Annotated in this window: 14 protein-coding genes; 8 read left to right on the forward strand and 6 right to left on the reverse strand. The window is 64.5% G+C overall.

Features of this window, described 5'->3' with window-relative positions; translation table 11 throughout:
• Positions 1-22: 22 nt before the first annotated feature.
• A complete protein-coding gene (locus ACX2DJ_RS10495) occupies positions 23-682 on the forward strand; it encodes an extensin family protein (protein ID WP_462572592.1) in 660 nt (219 codons plus the stop codon).
• A gap of 7 nt (positions 683-689) precedes the next feature.
• Here the strand turns inward: ACX2DJ_RS10495 and ACX2DJ_RS10500 are convergent, their stop codons facing one another.
• Entirely contained in the window at positions 690-1,304 is a 615-nt protein-coding gene (locus ACX2DJ_RS10500) for a response regulator transcription factor (protein ID WP_462572477.1), read from the reverse strand.
• Positions 1,305-1,528: 224 nt separating this feature from the next.
• Positions 1,529-2,068, reverse strand: a complete 540-nt coding sequence (locus ACX2DJ_RS10505) for a DUF3617 domain-containing protein (protein WP_462572478.1) — start codon at positions 2,066-2,068, stop codon at positions 1,529-1,531.
• A 99-nt stretch (positions 2,069-2,167) separates the two neighbouring features.
• Between ACX2DJ_RS10505 and uvrB the strand changes: the two genes are divergently transcribed.
• From uvrB to ACX2DJ_RS10520, 3 genes are read left to right on the forward strand one after another with little or no spacing between them, the layout of a single operon-like run.
• Positions 2,168-4,354: an excinuclease ABC subunit UvrB gene (gene uvrB / locus ACX2DJ_RS10510; RefSeq protein ID WP_462572479.1), complete on the forward strand. Its 2,187-nt coding sequence runs from the start codon at positions 2,168-2,170 to the stop codon at positions 4,352-4,354.
• A 48-nt stretch (positions 4,355-4,402) separates the two neighbouring features.
• Positions 4,403-5,908, forward strand: a complete 1,506-nt coding sequence (locus ACX2DJ_RS10515) for a S10 family peptidase (RefSeq protein WP_462572480.1) — start codon at positions 4,403-4,405, stop codon at positions 5,906-5,908.
• Between the two features lie 37 nt (positions 5,909-5,945).
• Entirely contained in the window at positions 5,946-6,476 is a 531-nt protein-coding gene (locus tag ACX2DJ_RS10520) for a hypothetical protein (protein WP_462572482.1), read from the forward strand.
• Here ACX2DJ_RS10520 and ACX2DJ_RS10525 read toward each other — a convergent pair.
• On the reverse strand, positions 6,448-8,490 hold the full coding sequence (locus tag ACX2DJ_RS10525) for a protein-disulfide reductase DsbD family protein (RefSeq protein ID WP_462572593.1): 2,043 nt from the start codon (positions 8,488-8,490) through the stop codon (positions 6,448-6,450). The genes ACX2DJ_RS10520 and ACX2DJ_RS10525 overlap by 29 nt on opposite strands.
• A gap of 77 nt (positions 8,491-8,567) precedes the next feature.
• Here ACX2DJ_RS10525 and ACX2DJ_RS10530 point away from each other — a divergent pair, with 77 nt between their 5' ends.
• The gene (locus tag ACX2DJ_RS10530; RefSeq protein ID WP_462572483.1) at positions 8,568-9,782 is read left to right on the forward strand and encodes a UbiH/UbiF/VisC/COQ6 family ubiquinone biosynthesis hydroxylase; all 1,215 of its coding nucleotides are present in this window, start codon (positions 8,568-8,570) and stop codon (positions 9,780-9,782) included.
• Positions 9,783-9,788: 6 nt separating this feature from the next.
• Here the strand turns inward: ACX2DJ_RS10530 and ACX2DJ_RS10535 are convergent, their stop codons facing one another.
• The 3 genes from ACX2DJ_RS10535 to hemC all read right to left on the reverse strand — a co-directional run bounded on the left by ACX2DJ_RS10535 (position 9,789) and on the right by hemC (position 12,370).
• A complete protein-coding gene (locus ACX2DJ_RS10535; protein ID WP_462572485.1) occupies positions 9,789-10,664 on the reverse strand; it encodes a hypothetical protein in 876 nt (291 codons plus the stop codon).
• A gap of 96 nt (positions 10,665-10,760) precedes the next feature.
• Entirely contained in the window at positions 10,761-11,435 is a 675-nt protein-coding gene (locus ACX2DJ_RS10540) for a uroporphyrinogen-III synthase (RefSeq protein WP_462572486.1), read from the reverse strand.
• Positions 11,435-12,370 carry a hydroxymethylbilane synthase gene (gene hemC, locus ACX2DJ_RS10545; protein WP_462572487.1) on the reverse strand — a complete coding sequence of 312 codons (936 nt, stop codon included), beginning with the start codon at positions 12,368-12,370 and terminating at the stop codon, positions 11,435-11,437. Before hemC ends, ACX2DJ_RS10540 begins: the two co-directional genes overlap by 1 nt.
• Before the next feature lie 44 nt (positions 12,371-12,414).
• Between hemC and tsaD the strand changes: the two genes are divergently transcribed.
• From tsaD to ACX2DJ_RS10560, 3 genes are read left to right on the forward strand one after another with little or no spacing between them, the layout of a single operon-like run.
• Complete coding sequence (gene tsaD / locus ACX2DJ_RS10550; RefSeq protein WP_462572488.1) at positions 12,415-13,449, forward strand: tRNA (adenosine(37)-N6)-threonylcarbamoyltransferase complex transferase subunit TsaD; 1,035 nt, start codon at positions 12,415-12,417, stop codon at positions 13,447-13,449.
• Positions 13,446-14,450, forward strand: coding sequence for an NAD(P)H-dependent glycerol-3-phosphate dehydrogenase (locus ACX2DJ_RS10555; RefSeq protein WP_462572489.1), 1,005 nt, complete (start codon positions 13,446-13,448; stop codon positions 14,448-14,450). Before tsaD ends, ACX2DJ_RS10555 begins: the two co-directional genes overlap by 4 nt.
• A complete protein-coding gene (locus tag ACX2DJ_RS10560; protein ID WP_462572490.1) occupies positions 14,432-15,964 on the forward strand; it encodes a lipopolysaccharide biosynthesis protein in 1,533 nt (510 codons plus the stop codon). Before ACX2DJ_RS10555 ends, ACX2DJ_RS10560 begins: the two co-directional genes overlap by 19 nt.
• Positions 15,965-15,991 lie beyond the last annotated feature (27 nt).

Here is a 15,991-nt window from a genome sequence, read left to right on the forward strand (position 1 = left end):
ATGATTGCGGACAATTGCCGCCATGTGCGCACGCAAGCTTCTCCTTCTCCTGGCCACTGCGGCACTCGCCGCCTGCGGTGCGGTGCCTGAAAGCTCGCGCCGCGCACCGCAATCGGCGCCCCGCCCGCTCGCCGTCAACCCCGATACGCAAATGTGCCTGGCAGGGCTGAACGATACCGGTTCGCGTTTCTCCGCCCTGCCCGATCGCTTTGACGGCCCCGGCTGCGCCGTTACGGGCGCGGTGCAATTGTCCGCCGTGCGCGGCGATCGGTCGCAATTGGGCGTGAGCAATATCGGCGCGGTCCAGTGCCGCACGGCACAAGTGTTTGCCGAATGGGCACGGTTCGGGGTGGATCGGGCAGCCCGCCAGATTCTTGGCAGTCCGATCGCCCGGATCGAGACTATGGGCAGCTATACCTGCCGCAACGTTGCGGGGACTGAACGCCGATCGGCCCACGCCACGGCTGAGGCAATCGATGTCGCCGGCTTCGTGCTTGCAGATGGCCGCCGCATCAGCGTGCTGGGCGGATGGGCGGATGGGAGCCGCGAAGAACGCGAATTCCTGCGCGTGGTGCACGCCAGTGCGTGCAAGCGCTTCGGCACGGTCTTGGGGCCGCAGTACAATACTGCGCATCGCGATCACCTGCATCTGGAAATTGGCGGCGGCGGCTTCTGCCGCTGATCGCTGCTCAGGCGGCATCGTCCAGTCGCGCCTCAAGCATGAGCCGCACTGCTTCCGCCGCATGCGCCGCGCCCAGCTTTGACATCATGTTGGAGCGATGGATCTCGACCGTGCGCGGGCTGATATCGAGCTCGCGCGCGATGGTCTTGTTGCTGCTGCCGCGGGTCAGCCAGTCGAGCACTTCACGCTCGCGGGAAGAAAGGCCGGCGATCCGACTGCGCGCATCGATCATGCGCTGCTGCGCTTCGTTATAGATTTGCGCTTCCTTGGCGATCCGCGCCAGCGCCTTGGCAAAATACGCCGGTTCGATCGGCATGGTGAGATAATCGAGCGCACCCGCCTTGATCGCGGCGACAATCCGGCTTGCCTCAGCATATTCTGCCATCGCAACGACCGGCAGGCTCACCCCGATCTGCCCCAGCCTGGCGATCATCGCGGCAACACCTTTGCCCACCACATCGTCGCGTGCCAGGATGATGCCTCCGCGCGGCGGATGGGCGGCAAGGTCGTCGATATCACCATAGACCTCCGTATGGTGCCCGAGCGCGAAACCCAACTGCGCAAGTTCGGCCCGTGACCGGCTTGACGGATCGATGAAGTGAAGCGGTTGTGCGTTAGCCATGCAGGCCAAGCTGCCTGCTCTAAATGTCTGATTCACTGCAAGTTGTGGCCATTTCGGTGCAATTGAAATGGCTGGCGCCAATCGGCGCTCGGCAGCAGCATATCAAATTCGCTCCAGATCGGAGCCAATAGTAAGTGCTTATGCTCAAGCGATAACCCTGATCAGTGCAAATCCGGGCTTGATCGGCAGGTCGCGCCTATCGCCGGGGGTACCCGGACGAAGCGCTAGCAGTCCCCGATCCGCTCATGCCGCGCCTTCATCCGAATGGTGGATTCGCCCATGCCAGCCATGTTGCCATTCATTGTCATGTCAACTTCGGAACTGGTCGGAGTGCCCTGCCCTGTCATGGTCATTGTCATGGCGCCCTGCCCACTGTCCTTGCAGGTCATTTGCGCGTCGAACCGGCCGCCATCGACATCGAAGCGCTGGAAGTTGCAATCGCCCTCCTGCCCCTGCCTCGCCATTTCCTCGAAGCCATTATCGACGTCTTCCGGGCGCAGGCAATAGGTATGTGTCTGTCCCCCCATCATGTCACGCATCATCGAGACGGTGCCTTCAGGAGCGCCGGGAATATTCACTTCAAGGACGTCCATTGTTACCCGGTACTGGCCCGGCTTGGGCCTGACAGCATTGGCCTTAGCCCTTGCAGCAACATCTTCTATCGAGACGGATTCGTCACCGCCCGCTTTGCCTTCGTCCCCCGGACCGCCGCAAGCAGCGAGCACAGACGTTGCAGCCAAAACGAACAAGATCCGGTAGCGCATGTCATGTCTCTCCATCAACCAGGTGCCTACTCTAACAGACGCGGCATAGGGTGCCAACGCAGCGTTGCCATTCGCCCCCATGTGCTCCATATGTTCCGCATGGCAGAACTGGTGATCCGCAGAGGGTTGGACGAGCCCGACACAAGCGGCGACTTCACGCCGCACCGCCCCGCCCGCCCTGACAAGGCGGACGGCGGCCGCGCATTCAAGCTGGTGAGCGAATACGAACCGGCCGGCGATCAGCCAGCGGCGATCGCTGAACTGGTCCAGGCAGCGCAAGAGGGTGAGCAGACCCAGGTTCTGCTAGGCGTAACCGGATCGGGCAAGACCTTCACCATGGCCAAGGTGATCGAGCAGATGCAGCGCCCGGCGCTGGTGCTCGCGCCCAACAAGATCCTGGCGGCGCAGCTATATGGCGAGTTCAAGAGTTTCTTCCCCGAAAACGCGGTCGAGTATTTCGTATCCTATTACGATTACTACCAGCCCGAAGCCTATGTGCCGCGCAGTGATACCTATATCGAGAAGGAAAGCTCGGTAAACGAGGCGATCGACCGGATGCGCCATTCGGCCACGCGCGCGCTGCTGGAGCGGGACGATGTGGTGATCGTTGCCTCGGTTTCCTGCCTCTACGGCATCGGCTCGGTCGAGACCTATTCGGCGATGGTGTTCGACATCAAGCAAGGCAGCACGGTCGATCAGCGCGAGCTGATCCGCAAGCTGGTGGCGCTGCAATACAAGCGCAACGATACCGCCTTTGCGCGCGGCAGTTTTCGCGTGCGCGGCGACAGTCTGGAACTGTTTCCCAGCCACTATGAAGACATGGCGTGGCGGATCAGCTTCTTCGGTGACGAGATCGAGGAGATCAGCGAATTCGATCCGCTCACCGGCAAGAAGGGCGCCAGCCTGGAAAAGGTACGGGTCTATGCCAATTCGCACTATGTCACGCCCGGCCCGACGATGAAGCAGGCGACCGAGGCGATCCGGTTCGAGCTGGCCGAGCGGCTGAAAGAGCTGGAGGCGGAGGGCAAGCTGCTCGAACACCAGCGGCTCGAGCAGCGCACCAATTTCGACCTCGAGATGATCGCCGCCACCGGCAGCTGCGCAGGAATCGAGAATTACAGCCGCTTCCTAACCGGGCGGCTGCCGGGCGAGCCGCCGCCGACGCTGTTCGAATATCTGCCCGAAAATGCGCTGCTGTTTGTCGATGAAAGCCATCAGACTGTGCCGCAGATCGGGGCCATGTCCAAGGGCGATCATCGGCGCAAGATCACGCTGGCCGAATACGGTTTCCGCCTGCCCAGCTGCATCGACAATCGTCCTTTGAGATTCAACGAATGGGACGCGATGCGCCCGCAGACAATAGCGGTTTCAGCCACGCCCGGCGGTTGGGAAATGGAGCAGACCGGCGGGGTGTTCGCCGAACAGGTGATCCGCCCCACCGGGCTGATCGATCCGCCGGTCGAGATCCGCCCCGTCGAGGATCAGGTGCAGGATTGCATCGAACAGTGCCGCGCCACGGCGGCGCTTGGCTATCGCACGCTCGTCACCACGCTGACCAAGCGCATGGCCGAAGATCTGACCGAATTCATGCACGAGGCGGGCATCAGGGTGCGCTACATGCATTCGGACGTCGAAACGCTCGAGCGGATCGAGTTGATCCGCGACCTGCGCCTCGGCGTCTATGACGTGCTGGTGGGGATCAATCTGCTGCGCGAGGGGCTGGACATCCCCGAATGCGGGCTCGTCTGCATCCTCGACGCCGACAAGGAGGGCTTCCTGCGCAGTGAGACGTCGCTAATCCAGACCATCGGGCGCGCGGCGCGCAATGTCGACGGGCGGGTGATCCTCTATGCCGACCGGATCACCGGCAGCATGGAACGCGCCATGGCCGAAACCGACCGGCGACGCGAAAAGCAACACGCCTTCAACCAGGCACACGGGATCACGCCGGAAAGCATCAAGCGCTCCATCCACGATATCGTCGCCGATACCGCCAGCCGCGACGGGGTGCTGGTGGAGATCGATGCGGAAGACGGGCGCAACAATCTGGTGGGCCACAATTTGCGCGCCTATATCGAGGATCTGGAGAAGAAGATGCGCGAGGCCGCCGCCGATCTGGAGTTCGAGGAGGCGGGCCGCCTGCGCGATGAAATCCGGCGACTGGAGAATGAGGAACTGGGCTTGCCCGATGGCGAGAAGAAAGCGCCCATCGTCGGCAAAAGCACCGAAGGCCGCCCCGGCACACGCAAGATGCGTTACGGCAAGACTTCGCGGAAAATGCGGTGATATCAGCGTCGATTGATTTCACCGGGCAAGTCACATAGACCTTCGCGCATGATTTCACGCACCCTTGCTGCGGCGCTTGCCGCGCTATCGCTCACAGTCGTTTCTTCCGCCGCCCGGGCAGATGAAGAGACCAAGCCCAAACCTGCCGCAGCAGCGGTCGAATACCAGCCAAACTCCGCCAGCAAGAGCCTCAGCGGCGCCTTCGGCGGGCGAACCATGCGTTATACCGCCACGGTGGCCGAACAGGTGCTGAAGGATGACAAAGGCACACCCAAGGCGGCGATTGTCACCACATCCTACATCGCTGAACCCAAAGACCCGAACCGGCCCGTGACCTTCCTGTTCAACGGCGGGCCGGGCTCTGCCTCACTGTGGCTCCAGATGGGGGCATTCGGCCCGAAGCGCGTCGCGATCCCCTCTGACGCGCGCGACGATGGCGCGCCGCCCTACCCCATCCTCGATAATCCCGATTCGATCCTCGACGTCACCGATTTGGTGTTCATCGATCCCGTCGGCACGGGCTTCAGCCATACCATCGGCGAAACTGATCCGAAGGATTACTGGGGCGTCAGCCAGGATGCCGCCTCGGTCGCCAGGGTTATCCGCAAATGGCTGAGCGAAAACGATCGCTGGAACAGCCCAAAATTTCTTGGCGGAGAAAGCTACGGCACCACCCGCTCTGCCGCTGTCGTCAACGAACTGGAGGGTGGCTATAACGATGTCGCACTCAATGGCGTGATCCTGATCTCGACAATCCTCGATTTCGCCGCCGGTGCCGATACCGAAGGCAACGAGCTGGGCTATATCACCAACCTGCCCAGCTTTGCAGTGACGGCGCTCTATCACGGCAAGGCCGAAGGCACGTCGGCAGCCGCCTTTGCCGAGGAGGCGCGGCAGTTTGCCATCGGCCCCTATGCCGCCTTCCTGCTCAAGGGGCAGAAGGCGAGTGCCGAAGAACGCAGCGCGATTCGCAGCCAGCTGGCGCGATTGACCGGGCTTTCCGAACAATATCTCGAAAACACCGATTTACGCGTCACCCCCAACCGCTTCTACAAGGAACTGCTGCGCGACCGCGGCTTGACCGTCGGGCGGCTCGACAGCCGCTATACTGGCAAGGATTACGACAATGCCGGTGAAGGGCCTGACAATGATCCCAGCTTCTACGGTATTGACGGGGGCTATACCGCCGCCGCCAACAGCTTTCTGCGCGGCACTATCGGCTATCAGACTGATCGCGATTATATCACCATCGGCGGGGTGAACGACTGGGACTGGAAATTGAAGGGCGGACGCGACACCAATGCCTATCTCAATGTCGCACCTTATCTGGGCAGGGCGCTGCGCGAAAATTCACAGATGCGGGTGTTCGTGGCGCAGGGCTGGTACGATTTTGCAACGCCCTTTTTCGCCGCCGAATATTCGCTCAGCCGCACCGGCATGCCGCAGGACCGGATTACCTGGGAATATTATGATGCCGGCCACATGATGTATGTGCGCGACGAGGACCGGCAAAAGCTTTCTGATGACATTCGAACCTTTATCAAGGCGCGCTAGGCTGCGGACCACGGCCTGCCTTGTTCTGAGCGCGTCCGTGGGAATGCTGGCCGCCTGCAAGCCCCCGCCAACCGATGCCGATATCGCCGTCAGCGAACCCGCGGCACCCGGCGGTCCTTCCGAGCCGATCGATTCGCCCGATACCGAGGGCGCAATCTGGGCTGATAGCGCCGCCCCTGGCCGAATCATTTACGGGAAAGCGGGTGAGCCCTCGCTCATCTCTCTCGGCTGCATTGAAGCTCAGGGTGTCGCCACAATCAGGCTGACCCGCTATGCGCAGGCAGATGCCAACGCCAAGGCCTTTGCGGCCCTGATCGGCAACGGGCATATATCGCGCATCCCAATCGACGCGACCGAGGTGGATGGTGAATGGCTGTGGCAGGCAGAATTACCGGCCAGCGATCCAAACTGGGAAGTGCTCACCGGAAGGCGCGAAGTGGCCGTTACCATTCCCGGCGCAGGCCGCGTGGTTCTCAATCCAAGCCCGCGCCCCGGCGCTTTGATCGAGAGCTGTAGCGCCTCCGCTCCGGCAGCAACAATCAGCGAGGGCGCTGCGCCCGTTCAATAAGCATGTCAGCAGTCAACACCTGCGGCAGCTGCTCGGCCTGCGCGCCCGGCTCGTACCACAGATAGAGCGGCACGCCCGCGGCGCCCTGTGCGGTCAGGAAAGTGCTGATCGCTGCATCGCGGCGGGTCCAGTCCCCCACCATGGCGATCACGCCAGCCTTGTCGAACGCAGCTTTGGTCACCTGGCGCTCGATCGCCACGCTTTCATTGACCTTGCAGGTGACGCACCAGTCGGCTGTGAACCACACGAACACCGGCCTGCCGCTGGAGCGCGCCTCGGCCAACGCAGCCTCGCTGAACGGGCGCGGCTGGAGCAGCGATTCGGAGCTTTGGTTATTCTGCTCGGCAAAGCTGGCGGGCAGCGCAAACGCGCCAAAGATCAGGAAAGGCGCCGCGATCAGGCCGAAGGCGGGCCAGGCCATCTTGCCGCGCCGCTGCAGCCGCCCGACTGCGATCAGCGCCATGATCACCCCTGCGGTCATCACCAGCGCGAACATGGCAAAGCCCTGCCCGCCCAGCCGCGCGGTCAGCCATACCAGCGCGAGCGCCGTCAGCCCCATCGGCACCGCCATCGCCTTGCGGAAAGTGTCCATCCAGGCGCCGGGCCGCGGCAGTTTACGCCGCAGCGCCGGCACGAACCCGATCAACAGGAACGGCAACGCCAGCCCCAGCCCCAGCGCCGCGAACAGCACCAGCGCCTGCACCGGCGGCAGCAGCAGCGCCGCACCCAGCGCCACCGCCATGAACGGGCCGGTGCAAGGCGTCGCGACAAAGGCCGCGAGCAGCCCTGTGGCAAAGGCGCTGGCCGGCTCGCCCTGCCGCGTGAACGACAGCGAGGGCAGCTCGAACATACCCGCGAAATTGGCGGTGATCACGGCAGCCAGCACCAGCAGGAACACCACCACGCCCGGCTCCTGCAACTGGAACGCCCAGCCCACCTGCTCGCCCGCAGCGCGCAGCGCCAGCAACACTGCGCCCAGCGCCACTGTCGCCAGCATCACGCCCGCAGTATAGGCCGTGCCTTCGCGGCGCGCCTGCACCTCGCTTTCCCCAGCGCGCGCCAGGCTGATCGCCTTGAGGCTCAGGATCGGGAACACACAGGGCATGATGTTGAGCACCAGTCCGCCTGCCAGCGCGCCAAGCACCAGCAGCCAGATTGGCGGGGCCGCACTGCCCTGCCCCGTCGCCACCGGAGTGCCGCCTTGAGGCACCTCACCCGCCAGCGCTTCGATCTTCACGCCGTTGCCTCCGCCCAGCGACAATATGCCTTCGACACGTTGGGGCTGCGTTCCGCCCTTGAGCGGGATTTCGGCGACCAACAGGTCCCCCTTGCGGCGGAAGCTCTGCGGCGCGGCGTAATCGACCAACCGCTCGGTGCGGATAAACAGATGCGGATCGGAAAGCGCCATCGCCGCCGGGATCGGGATCGCCAGGCGCAGCTTGCCGCCGCCAAGCTCGAACTGGCCCTTGCGGTCGAGTGGCGGGGCGATCGCCGCGCGCCACTGCGCAAAACGGCGATCGACCACCGCCGCTGCGGGATCAACCGCCAGCATGGCGCTCATCCGGCCGCCCTCGGGCACGCAGATGGCATCGGTGCAGGCGAGCCATTGCCCGTTCACCGCTATCGGGATTGGTCCCGAGGCCGCGAAATCTTCCGGCACCGTCACCGGCACCAGAACTGCGTAATTGCCCTTGTAAACGTGGTTCATCAGCCCGCTGATGCGCAGCTGCTGCGGCACCGGATAGGTTGGCTCGCCCGCCTGCCATCCATCGGGCAGCTCCCATTCAAGCTGCATGCCCAGGCCGGCATCGCCCGGATTGGACCAATAGCCGTGCCATTCTTCGGACACGGGTTCGAAATGGATGGCGAGCGTCAGCGTTTGGCCCGCCATGGCTGCCCCATCGGCATGCAGGCTGGCGGCAAGGTTGTTATTCTGCGCGCGCAAGGGGCCAGCTACGGCAAGCGCGCCAAGCAGCGCCAGCAGCGCCAAGATCGCGCGGATCTTGTTCAACATCCTTGCTTCGTTCACGGCTGACCCTCTAGGGATGTCTCAAACTATTCGCAAACCTTTGGCTCAGGGTTACGGTTCCGATGAACGAAAAGCGCGATCTCCTGATAATCGGCGGCGGGCTGGTGGGCATGACCCTGGCGCTGGCGGCTGCCCGCAAGGGCTTTTCCAGCCATGTGGTCGATCGTGCGGATCCCGGGTCGCTCACCGCCGAGGGCTTCGACGGGCGCGCCTCGGCCATTTCGACCGCCAGCTGGAACCTGTTCACCAATATCGGTATCGCCGATAGGCTTGAGCCATACGGCTGCCCGATCGCCTCAATCGCGGTCAGCGACCAGATGAAACCCGGACGGATCGATTTCACCCCGGCGCCGCATGATGGCACGCTGGGGCGGATGTTCGCCAACCGGCAATTGCGCCTGGCGCTGTTCGAGGCGGCAGAGCAGGAGCCCCTGATCGCCTGGCATGCGCCGGTTGACGTGGTCACGCGCGAACGCGGCGAGTTCGGCGTTTCGGCAACGCTGGGTGACGGCACGGTGCTCGAAGCCGCGCTGATGGTGGGCGCTGAAGGCCGCGTCTCACCCAGCCGCGAGGAAGAGGGGCTCAAGATGGCGAAGTGGGATTATCACCACCGTGCGATCATCGTTGGCCTCACCCACTCCAGATCGCATGACAATGTCGCCTGGGAGATCTTCTATCCCGACGGCCCCTTCGCGCTGCTGCCCATGCTTGACGGGCCTGACGGCTCCCATCGCAGCGCGCTGGTGTGGACCGTCAGCGAAAATGACGCGGCGGGCGTGCTGAAGCTGTCGGACAGGGCGTTCCTGGCCGAAGTAATCAAGCGAATGGGCGATATCATGGGTGAGGTCACGCTCAACAGCCAGCGTTCCTCTTATCCGCTCAGCCTGCAGCACACCGCGCGGCTGACCGGCGAACGATTGGCGTTGGTCGGCGATTCGGCGCACGGAATGCACCCGATCGCCGGGCAGGGTCTCAACCTCGGCCTGCGCGATGTCGGCGCGCTGGTCGAAGTGCTGGAGGAAGCGCGACGGCTGGGGCTGGACCCGGGCGATGCGCAAGCACTGAAGCGTTATGAAAACTGGCGCGCGCTCGATTCGCTGATGGTGATGGGCGCAACCGACGGGCTGACCCGGCTGTTCGGCCTGCGCGGAAAGACTGCTTCGGCGATCCGCCGCCTCGGCATGGCCGGCGTGCAGCGCATGCCCATGCTCAAGCATTGGTTCATGGATGAAGCGCGCGGCGTGTCGGGCGATGCGCCCGCATTGCTGCGCGCCTGATCGGCCCTATTCGCCCGGCCCTTCCACCGGGCTGCGCTGTTCCACCGGATTGCCCGCGCCATCACGCAACCGGCCCGGATCGAGCACCGCGGCGGTTTCGATCGTTTCCAGCGCGTCCATTGCCGCAGCATAACGCTCGGCATCCGCAATCCAGGCCTCGGCCTTCGCTGCGCCCGGCATGTTCCGCACTTCGCCGATCGCCGAATTGATCCGTCCGCTTTCGAGGAACCGCTTGGCCCGAGTCAGCCGCCGTTCGGGCTGCGGCGATGGCGTGCTCTCGCGGCGGATCACGAACAGCTCGCCGAGCTCGCGGCGCAAATCGGTCCACGAGTTGATCCCTTCGCGTTCGCGCAATTGCGGCCCCAGCCCGTCAAGCCGCGCCTGCAACACGTCCAGCGTGATCGGATCGCGCGAAAAGGTGATGATGGTGCGCACTGCATTGGGCCAGCTATCGCCAAAGCGCAGCCGCAATTGATCCGCCAGATAGCCAAGCTCTGCCCCGCGCTCCACTGCACGGCGGGTAGCAAAAGCGATCAGCAGCCCTTCGGCCCGCGCGGCATTGCCGGCCGCCGCCTGGGCTTGCAGGTCCAGCCGCGCCAGCCGCTGTTCAGCCGCGGCCAGCCGTTGGTCCAGCCCGCCCTGCTGTTCTGCTACGCGCTCAACCGCCTCGGTTGCCTGAGCGGCCCGATTGGCAACCGCCGTCGGTGTGGGCTCGGGAGAGAGCCCCCCTTCGGCGTCTACGTCAGATTCGGTATTTCCGGCATCTTCAGCTACAGCCACCGCAGTTTGCTTGTCAGTTTCGCCAGCAGGCCAGAAGTAATAGCCAACCAGTGCAGCGCCCAGCAGAAAGGATGCCACTGCTGCACCCAGGATGGGCCGCATCGACGGGCCTTTGCGGCGACTGCCAAACCTTGATTCCATAACCGTCCGTTCTGCGACCTTGCTGCTTTTACCCAGCTCTTGACCCCTTGCCGACCATTATTGGCACATGTCCTGCGCCAAGGCCAGTAGCGCAGCTTCGTTCGGGGCCACTGCCGAGCGGGCGCTCAGCCACCCTTCACCCACCGGCTCAAGGATACGCGGCCCCAGCGCTGCCAGTGCGATCACGCCGCGATCCAGGCCCAGCCGGTCGCACTCCTCGGCAAAATGCCTGGCCGCAGCCGCAGAATGCAGCAGGACAAGCGCACCCTTATTCAATTCTCTCTCAAATTCCGGTTTAATATCGGTGTCTTGCACACGATATACGACACGAAGTGTAAGCTCCCTGCCGGCTGGCAGATTGAGTGCGACATGCTGTTCGCCCGCCAGCCGCAGCAGATGGCTAAAGCCCGGCTCAAGCGCATCAAGCAGCGATTGCAACCCGCCTGTGCCGATTGCCGCAACCTTGAAACCAGCGCCCTCTGCCGCCTTGGCGCTGGCCTTGCCCACCGCCAGAACCGGCAAATGGGCCAATGCCTGGAGCTTCTCTCCACCATGGCGGAACACATTCGCGCTCCCCACCAGCAGGGCATCGATCCCGGCCAGGTCGGGCAGCGTCCAGCCGCTCGGCGCAATCCGGGATAGCGGGTATCCGGCAATCGGCAGGCCGCAGGCAGCGCCAGCGGCAATGGTCGCGGAAAGCCCCGGCTCGGGCCGGATGGCAAATACCCGCATCAGCCGGCTTTAAGCCCGAAATACGGCACCATGCCGGGGGTCAGGCGCGCCAACAGATCGGCACCCATCCCTGATAGCCAATCATGCTCGCTCGCCGCGCCGCTGGCGCTCGCTTCGATCCGATCGGCACCGTCCGGGCTGAACAGAGCGCAGCGCAGGGTCAGTGCATCCCCTTCTGCCGTGGTCAGCACGGCGATCGGACTGTGGCAATTTCCACCCAGCGCCATGAGCAGAGCACGCTCGGCCAGCACAGCATGGTGACTGGGCGCGTGATCGATCGCCGCCAGCAGCGCCCGGGTCTGATCATCGTCCGCCCGGCATTCGATCCCGATCGCGCCCTGCGCCGGTGCGGGGAGCCAGATTTCCGGGTCAAGCCGTGCGCCAATCGCATTTTCGCCCAGCCGGTCGAGCCCGGCCGATGCCAGCAGCGTGCAATCCGCCTCGCCCCGCTCAAGCTTGGACAGCCGGGTTGCTACATTGCCGCGGAATGACACCACATTGCAGTCAGGCCGGGCATGGAGCAGCTGCGCCGCCCGGCGCGGCGCGCTGGTGCCCACCGTCGCGCCCCGGGGAATATCGGCAATGCTGGCGGCTCCGATCAGCCGGTCGGCCACATCGGCGCGCGGCAGCACCGCAGCAATGGCGAGCGTTGCGGGCCGCAGCGTCTCGACATCCTTCATCGAATGCACCGCCGCATCGATCCGGCCTTCGTGCAGCCAGTGATCAAGCTCCTTGGTCCACAATGCCTTGCCGCCGATTTCCGCCAGCGGCCGGTCGAGCACCTTGTCGCCGCTGGCCAGCACCGGAACCAGTTCGACCGCGTCCTCGGCCCAGCCATGCGCGGCGCACAGCCGCGAGCGTGCCTCGTGCGCCTGCACCATCGCCAGCGGCGAACTGCGCGTGCCAAGCCGGATTTTCGCTGTCGTTGAGCTCATAGCTGCGCTTGCTCTAGCCTCGCAAACCTCTAAGGGAAAGCGGCATGGGCCTCGTCTTGGGCATAGAATCCAGCTGCGACGAAACCGCAGTGGCGCTGGTGGATAGCGATCGCACCATCCGCGCCCAGCAGATCGCCTCGCAAGTGGCCGAGCACGCACCCTATGGCGGGGTAGTGCCGGAAATCGCAGCGCGCGCGCACGCTGAAAGGCTTGCCCCGATGCTGGAGGCTGTGATGCAGGAGGCTGGCGTGACGCTGGCCGATTGCGACGCGATCGCGGCAACCGCTGGCCCTGGCCTGATCGGCGGTGTGATGGTGGGGCTGGTCACCGCCAAGGCGCTGGCGATGGCTTCGGGCAAGCCGCTGCTGGCAATAAATCATCTCGAAGGGCATGCCCTGAGCCCGCGGCTGGCCGATCCGGCGCTGGAATTTCCCTATCTGTTGCTGCTGGTTTCGGGCGGGCACTGCCAGATATTGCTGGTCGAAGGCGTAGGGCGCTATCGCCGCCTCGCCACCACTATCGACGACGCGCTGGGCGAAGCCTTTGACAAGAGCGCCAAGATCCTGGGCCTTGGTTATCCCGGTGGCCCTGCGCTTGAAAAGCTGGCCTTGCAGGGCGATCCACAGGCGGTGCGGCTGCCGCGCCCGCTGCTTGGTTCCAAAGAACCGCATTTCTCCTTTGCCGGGCTCAAGAGCGCGGTTTTGCGCGCGCATGACAGCGGTGACCACGCCGATGCAGACATTGCTGCAAGCTTCCAGCAGGCAGCGATCGATTGCCTGGTTGACCGGCTTGAGCACGCCATTGAACGGATTGACACCGTTCCCAGCCTGGTGGTTGCCGGGGGCGTGGCCGCCAACCGATCGATCCGCACCGCTCTGGAAGAACTTGCCTCGCGCCGCGCAATGGGCTTCACCGCTCCACCTATGGCGCTGTGTACCGACAATGCTGCGATGATCGCCTGGGCCGGTTGCGAGCGGCTGCCGCTTGGCAGGTTCGATCCGCTCGATTTCGCCGCGCGGCCGCGCTGGCCGCTCGACCCTGAGGCTGCGCCTGCGCGCGGTGCGGGGGTCAAGGCATGACGCAGCATCGAACCCCGGTTGGTGTGCTGGGTGCGGGCGCGTGGGGCACCGCGTTGGCGCAGATGTTGGCCAGCGACGGGCGCGAAGTGCTGATCTGGGCGCTCGAGCCCGAGGTTGCGAGTGAGATCAATTCCGAACACCGCAACACACCCTATCTGCCATCAGCCAGCCTTCACCCAACGATTCGCGCAACCGGTAACCTCGCCGATTTCGCGGGGTTCGAGACCGTGCTGGCGGTCACCCCCGCGCAGCATCTGGGCAGCGTTCTGGCGCAGATGGCCACTGCGCCGCGCGACCTGGTGCTGTGCAGCAAGGGGATCGAGGCCGGAAGCGGCCGCTTGATGAACGATGTCGCCAGGGAAGCCCTGCCCGCGAGCGAGATCGCCGTGCTGTCAGGCCCCACCTTTGCACACGAAGTTGCCGCCGGTCTCCCGACCGCGGTCACGCTGGCCTGCAGCGGCGGCCGCGAACAATGGAATCGGCTCGCACCCGCCGTGGCCCGCCCCGCCTTCCGCCCCTATTATTCGGACGACGTGACCGGCGCGGAAATCGGCGGGTCGATCAAGAACGTGCTGGCGATTGCCTGCGGTGTGGTCGACGGGCTGGGCCTGGGCCAGAATGCGCGCGCAGCCCTGATCGCGCGCGGCTATGCCGAAATGCTGCGCTTCGGCGAGGCGTTGGGTGCGCAGCCGGAGACGCTTGCCGGGCTGTGCGGGTTGGGCGATCTGGTGCTGACCTGCAGCTCAACCTCAAGCCGCAACTTCTCGCTCGGCAAGGCGCTTGGCGAAGGCGGCGATGCGCAGGCGCTGATGGCGGACCGCCGCACCGTGGCCGAAGGCGCGTTTACCGCGCCGGTGCTGGAGCAGCTGGCGCGCGATCGAGCGATCGACATGCCGATCGTCAACGCGGTCAATACCCTGCTTGGCGGGGCAGCACCGGGCAAAGTGGTGAATGCCCTGCTGGCGCGCCCGCTCACCGCTGAATGGGGCGAGGACGCGTGAGCAGTTCGGCTTCGCCGCAAGAGCCCACCAGCAGCGATCAGGGTGACATTGCCGCGCTGGCCAAGGGTGGACGCACCAATTTTCTGGGGTTCCTGCTGCGACTGGCGGCGCGGCTGCCGTTCCTGTTCATCGCCGGGCGGCTTTACGGCGCCGATGCATTGGGCCGTTTTGCCAGCGCGCTGGTGGTGATCGAGCTTATCGCACTGGTCTGCTCGATGGGCGAGAAGCGCGGGCTGGCGCAGCGCCTGACAGAAGGCGAGGATGAACCGGTCAACCTGGTGTTTGACGGGATGCTGCTGGCGTTGCTGCTCTCCTGCGCCGCCGCGTTGGTGCTGTGGTTCTTTCCCGCCCCGATGTTTCCGAGCGGCAATTACACCGAGCTTGACCGGTTGCTGGTAATTGCCATTCCAGCCTATGCGCTGACCGAAATCCTGCTGGCCGCGCAGGCCTATCGCTATGACATCGCCGCCACGGTGCGCGCCCGCGCGGTGGTGGAGCCGTGGACGATCTCGATCATGGCTGGCGTGTTCTTCTACACCTCATTGAACGATAGCGGGCTGGCACTGGCCTATATCGCCTCGATCTTCGCCGGTTTACTCGCCGCAGCCTGGCCTTTCGTGCGTACCTATGGCCTGCCCCGCGGTTGGAGGCCGCATCCGGTAAAGATGGCCCGGATGAGCGCGCGCGCCTTCCCGCTGGCCTTGGCCGACGCGGTCGAATGGGGCACACGGCGGCTCGACATCTTCATCCTCGGCTTCTTCGCCGCGCCCGCCGCGGTGGGCATCTATTACGTTGCGCAGCAGGTCGCCAGCCTGCCGCAGAAGCTCAAGACCAGTTTTGAGCCGATCCTGGGCCCGGTGATCACGCGCAATCTGAAAGAAAAGAACTTCTCCGCAATCGCCTCGCAGGTGCGCCAGGTAGGCTTCTGGATCATCGCTGCACAGGCCGGCATCGCGCTGGCGCTGGGTATTCCCGGCGAAGCGGTGATGGGGCTGGTCGGCCCTAATTTCGTCGGCGGCACGGGGGCGCTCGCCTTCCTGCTGCTGGCCGAGGTCGTGGCCGCGAAAGCTGTCGTGTGCGAAGCCGCGCTGGTCTATGTCGCGCGCAAGCGCAACCTTGCGATTTCGCTCGGCACGATCGCGCTGCAGGGCGCGTTGACGGTGGGCGCGATGCTGCTGGTCGAACGGCTGGGCTATGGCGAACCGTACAAGGCGGCGGGCGCGGCGATTGCGCTGATGCTGGCGCTGGGCACTGCCAGCCTGGTCAAGGCCTGGCTGCTCGCGCGCATTCTGGGCTTTCCCGTCAGTAACTGGCGCTGGCCGCTGGTATGGGCGGTCGCCCCGGCCGTAATGGTGGGATATTTCGCCACGCTGCTACCTGAATGGGCCGAACTGATCATCGGCATTCCGCTGATCATGGGCACATATGGCTGGGTGATCTGGCACAAGGGCTTTGGCCCGGAAGACCGCGTGCTGTTTCGGCGCAATATCGGCGGCAAGGAAACCACGGCCTGATCTGCGCGCATTGCATGGTTGGCTTTG

This window comes from Altererythrobacter chaiwopuensis (assembly GCF_054957755.1).